6 protein-coding genes are annotated in these 4,699 nt (G+C 67.7%); 3 read left to right on the top strand and 3 right to left on the bottom strand.

The window, feature by feature from the left end; translation table 11 throughout:
- The 3 genes from VF794_RS13925 to VF794_RS13935 all read left to right on the top strand — a co-directional run.
- The coding region (locus VF794_RS13925; RefSeq protein WP_331110557.1) for a 2'-5' RNA ligase family protein at positions 1-514 on the top strand (514 nt) is incomplete at its 5' end.
- Positions 515-740: 226 nt separating this feature from the next.
- A complete protein-coding gene (locus VF794_RS13930) occupies positions 741-1,958 on the top strand; it encodes an AHH domain-containing protein (RefSeq protein ID WP_331110559.1) in 1,218 nt (405 codons plus the stop codon).
- 16 nt (positions 1,959-1,974) lie between these two features.
- The gene (locus tag VF794_RS13935) at positions 1,975-2,550 is read left to right on the top strand and encodes an imm11 family protein (RefSeq protein WP_331110561.1); all 576 of its coding nucleotides are present in this window, start codon (positions 1,975-1,977) and stop codon (positions 2,548-2,550) included.
- A gap of 101 nt (positions 2,551-2,651) precedes the next feature.
- Here VF794_RS13935 and VF794_RS13940 read toward each other — a convergent pair whose 3' ends face one another.
- From VF794_RS13940 to VF794_RS13950, 3 genes are all read right to left on the bottom strand, one after another.
- On the bottom strand, positions 2,652-3,194 hold the full coding sequence (locus tag VF794_RS13940) for a GNAT family N-acetyltransferase (protein ID WP_331110563.1): 543 nt from the start codon (positions 3,192-3,194) through the stop codon (positions 2,652-2,654).
- Positions 3,195-3,214: 20 nt separating this feature from the next.
- On the bottom strand, positions 3,215-3,784 hold the full coding sequence (locus VF794_RS13945) for a hypothetical protein (RefSeq protein ID WP_331110565.1): 570 nt from the start codon (positions 3,782-3,784) through the stop codon (positions 3,215-3,217).
- A 13-nt stretch (positions 3,785-3,797) separates the two neighbouring features.
- Positions 3,798-4,699: hypothetical protein (locus VF794_RS13950; protein ID WP_331110567.1), on the bottom strand; the 902-nt coding region annotated here is incomplete at its 5' end.

The raw sequence follows: 4,699 nt of genomic DNA on the forward strand, positions 1-4,699 counted from the left end.
GGTGGTCTTCATCCCTCCCGCCGAGGTCTGGCCTCCCATCCAGGCCATCCGCCGCGTGCATGATCGTCAGGTCCAGCGGTGGATGCCTCACATCACCCTGCTCTACCCATTCGCTCCACGCTCCGAGCTGCCAGGACTCGCGCCCGCGCTCGACGCCGCCTGCGCCGGACTGAGCCCGTTCGAGGCCACGCTCGGCACGTTCCAGGTCTTCCAGCACCGTGCCGACCGGAGCACCCTCTGGCTCGCGCCGGAGCCACGCGAGTCCTTCGTTCGTCTCCAGACGGCGCTCCAGGAGGCCGCCCCCGACTACGCCCATACCTCGCGCTTCGCGGGTGGCTTCACACCGCACCTCAGCGTGGGACAGTCGGGAGGCACCGCCCGGGTGGCGGAACTCCTCGTGAGCCTGCGCGAGACGTGGACCCCGCTCGTGTTCCAGGTCTCCGAGGTCAGCATCATCGCACGCGAGGGGAATGGCCCCTTCGAGGTGGTGCGGACGCTGAAGTTATTACCCTGAGGTTTCCAATCCACGCGGTTTGATAGAGAGGTGTGGGTTGCCCACTCATCGTTTCGCAGCCCGAATCCCCTCGGCCACGTGGCCATGTCCTCGTGTCGTCGTGCTTGCCCTCGCGGCCCTTCTGGTCCTGCTGCTTGCCGGGTGTGGCACCGCCGCACGCACCGTGCGCTTGGATACTGGACAGGGTGAGCCGCTCGCCTTCACTCCGCACAGAGGCCAGGAGCCCGTGCGGCTGCGCAAGGACGAATTCAAAGAGGTGATGAGCCAGTTGGCGCGAGATGTCCCTCCCGCTTCCGATCTCCTACAAAACGCCCGGCGGCTGCTCTTCGGCACTCCCTGGCAGCAGGAGGTCTACTTGAAGTGGACGGGCCAGCAACTGGTGCTTGAACCCCAAGGGGGTGAGTCGGCAAATGCGGGCCCCATGGGGGACGAGACGACTCGCGCATATGGGCGCTGGTGCGAACACTCTGGACGATCCCGAGACTGTCTCTCGCTGCTGAAGAACGGGCCAGTCCTCAATGCGGATGGTCGCTACACCCTGGCCATGGAACTCGCCATCAACTCGGTGTGGATGGAGACGATGGACGCCTTCAAGGACATGACCAATCCTGAAGTCGTACGCTCCACCATCGTTTCGGCCATGGCCCTCTACATGATGCTCTGGGTGCTGCCCGAACCAACGTCCAAGGGCGTCGCCGCCACGCTCACGGTCGGCCTCATCGCGTACCTGGGCATGGACACCGTGTGGAGCCTCATCCGCGGCTGGATGCGGTTGGTGGACGAGGTCAACCATGCCAAGAGCTTCGCCGCGCTACGAGAGGCCGGCGAGCGGTTCGGCGAGGTGATGGGCCAGAACTCCGCGCGCATCTTCATCATGTTGGCCACGGCCGCCATCGGCAACACAGCGGGGCTGGCAATGAAGGGGCCCGGGCTTCCCGGCTCACCACAGGCGGCGATGCTGGCTCCGTCGCGAGGCGGCTTCCTGTTCATGTCCATGGGCGAAGTGACGTCGGTGGCCGTCTCCTCCGAGGGGGCCTTCACCATCGCCCTCGCACCGGGTGCGGTCGCCATGACGGCGCAAGGAGTAACGCGCGGGACGCCTGAACCGGTGGATGTCGAGGGGCACGAGCACCACATCGCCACCGACAAGTGGGACGATGCCACCCACAACGGCGGCCCCTGGACGCCAAAGTTCAAGGAAGTCTTCGACCGGGCGGGCATGTCGTTGAACGACCCGGCCAATAAGATTCGCGTCCCGGGCCACAGAGGTCCGCACCCTCGGGAGTATCACGAGGAAATCTTCGAGCGGTTGGATCGTGCGACGTCCGTATGCCGTACCGTTCAGCAGTGCCAGCAGTCGCTCACCGCGGAACTCGGGAGATTGGCCCGGGAAATTTCCACGTCGGGATCCCGGCTCAACAAGCTCGTGACGCGGAGCAAATGACGCGAGGGCTCCTCTCATGGTGACGCGCTACTTCAAGCTGTCCGACGACGTCTACGTTCCTGGGCGCTGGGAGCTTGGGGCCCCACTCGATGGGCGAGGACATAAGGTCTGGACCTGGCTGTTCCGGCGAGGCGAACCCGCTGCTGTCGATGGGCCAATCCGGGTTCCCCTCTCTCATGCCGGCGAACCACTGGACTTCTCCGTGGCGGGGGCAGCTGTTCCCATCATCCATGAGAAGGTGGCTGCCCTCTTCAACGAGTTGGCACCTGATGCTGTACAGCTCATTCCCGTGGAGGTCGAGTCCAGGTCCGAGCAGTACTTCATCCTCAACATCCTCCGCGTCGTGAAGTGCATCGATGACGCGGCCTGTGAGGAGGTACAGCACTGGGCTCCGGAAGATGGGCAGCCAGATCTGGTTGGGGAATACCGGGTTGTCGCCGGCATGCGGATCGACCCGACGAAGGTGGGCGACGCCAAGGTGTTCCGTCCATGGGGATGGCCAGTCGTCCTCCTCGTTTCCGAAAACATCAAGACGGCCATGGAGCGCGCGGGCATCTCCGGCGCGAACTTCCAGGACGTGACGAGTACCTGACTCAGCGCAGCTCGGTGTGCTCGAACACGCGGGCACCGAGCGCGAGCACTCCCACCCGAAGCATCGGACTCACGACGAGCCCCGTCACCAGGGATCAGCTCTCAGAGGGGAATCGACAGCACGAGGTCTCGCTGGACGTCGCTCCCGAGGGTGAACGTCGTCTCCCCCACCTCGGTGAAACCCCAGCGCTCGTAGAAGGCACGGGCGCGGAAGTTCCGCTCCCAGACGCACAGCCAGAGCACGTCATGGCCTCGCGTCCGCGCCTCGTCGAAGCAGCGCCGCATGAGCGCCCCGCCCACGCCCGCTCCCAGGAAGGGCTTGTCCACGTACAGCCGATCCACATGCAGCGGCCGTTGTCCGGCAACTCCCCGCTCCGCGGGCCCCTTGTCCAGCAGGGCGAAGCCCGCCGGGGTGCCCTCGAGCTCCGCCACCAGGAAGAAGCGCGAGGGATCCCGCAGCTCCCGCTCCTGGATCTCGGGCGTGTAATGCGAGGACAGGTAGGCCTCCATGTCCTCGGGCCGGTTGTCGGCGGCGAAGGTGTCCCGGAACGTGCGTGCCCCCAGCTCCGCGAGGAGGGGGGCATCGGTGGGAGTGGCGGTCCGGATGATGACAGCGGGCGCGTGGCGCGGGCCTGTGGGGCTCATGACGCGCGGAGGATATCTCTCTACTTCGCGTCGGGCGCGGAACGAGGCTTGCCCTCGGTGGGGGCATCGGCCTTCGGTTGCGTCTCGATGGGGGCCGGCTTGGGGGCGGGCTTCACCGCGAAGGGGCTCGGGGGCGGCTTCTGCGCGTACGGATCCACCCGCGTGAGGAGCTGACCGGAGGCACGCTCCGTCCACGTGGCGAGTTCCCCCTGCTCCACCACCGAGGCGTTCCGACCGAGCGCCTTCCGGGACGTGAGATCAATGAGCCGCAGATCGACCGCGAGCCGCCCGGGAGCGAGCGGCCGCAGGCGCAGGTGCAGCAGGCGCGAGGCCCCGGAGAGACCAGGAGCCGCCAGGAGGCAGCGCGCATCCTCCTGGCACGAGGGGCCCCGGGACTTGAGGTAGCCCCCCAGGTCCACGTAGGTCGCCTCGAGCCGGGCGCCGAGCGTCCGCCCCGCCTCGGCGGACACCTTCTCCAGCCCGGGCGCCGAGGTGGACACCACGGCCAGGGACGGAGCGGACACGGCGGGTCCGGGCTGGGCCGGAGGTTCCGCGGAGAGCAGCAACAGCGTGAGCGTGGTGAGCATCATGGGCACCCCTCCCCTACCAACCGTAGCTCGCCGTGAGGCCCAGCGTCGGCCCGCCGCGCACGGACTCACGAGCCTGGTAACCCGCCTGGGCGCCAATGAGGACGGCGTCGGAGAGCTGGTAGCCCACGTGGTAGAGCAGCCGCACACCGGCCGGGCCCGTGGGGATGTTCGTCACCTGTACCGCCGCGCTCATGGGGAAGCGGGGCACCGTGTCCCAGACGAGTCGGAGGGTGGCCGCGCCTCCCAGGCCCCCGGTGTACTCCCCTTCAATCTCCGCGCGAGCGCCCTGTGGCCGGCCGAGGCGGATCTTCCCTCCGAAGCCCGCCGCGAAGCCGCTCGCGTTGCCTCCGAGCACCAGGCGCGCCCCGAGGCCGAAGTACGGGCTGAGGCCCACGTCCAGCTCGGAGAAGCCGTAGTCGAGGCCCGGGCGCAGCTCCGGCAGGGTCCCCTCCACCGGGGGGAGCATGTCGAAGGGCGGCGTGTGCGCGCGCAGGTGGCCCACGCCGATGCGGATGGAGTCGATCCGCAGGCCGCCCACCTGGGTGAAGAGGCGGTACAGGTAGTCCGCCTCCAGGCGGTAGTAGCGGTCCGAGTAGCTCGCGCCGTTGAGCGTCGTCGAGCCATAGTTCACGTACTCGGCGAAGACGCCCACCCGCGAGCGTCGCTGCCCGTACACCTCCATGACCGCCTCCCGCTCCAGGGCGTAGCGGTCCACCTCGATGAGCACCGGGTACGGGTTGGTGGCGCTGGCGAAGCGCATCGTCTCCACGCCGTCGGTGTCGCGGGCGGTGACGTAGTACTCCACGGGGACACGCTGCTCGAAGGGCACGGGCAGCACCGCGGAATAGGTGCCATCGGCGCTCAGCTCGAAGGCCACGTCGCGGAAGTCCTTCTCCCCGGCGGAGCGGTAGTGGG

The organism is Archangium sp. (assembly GCF_036389735.1).
GTDB lineage: Bacteria > Myxococcota > Myxococcia > Myxococcales > Myxococcaceae > Archangium.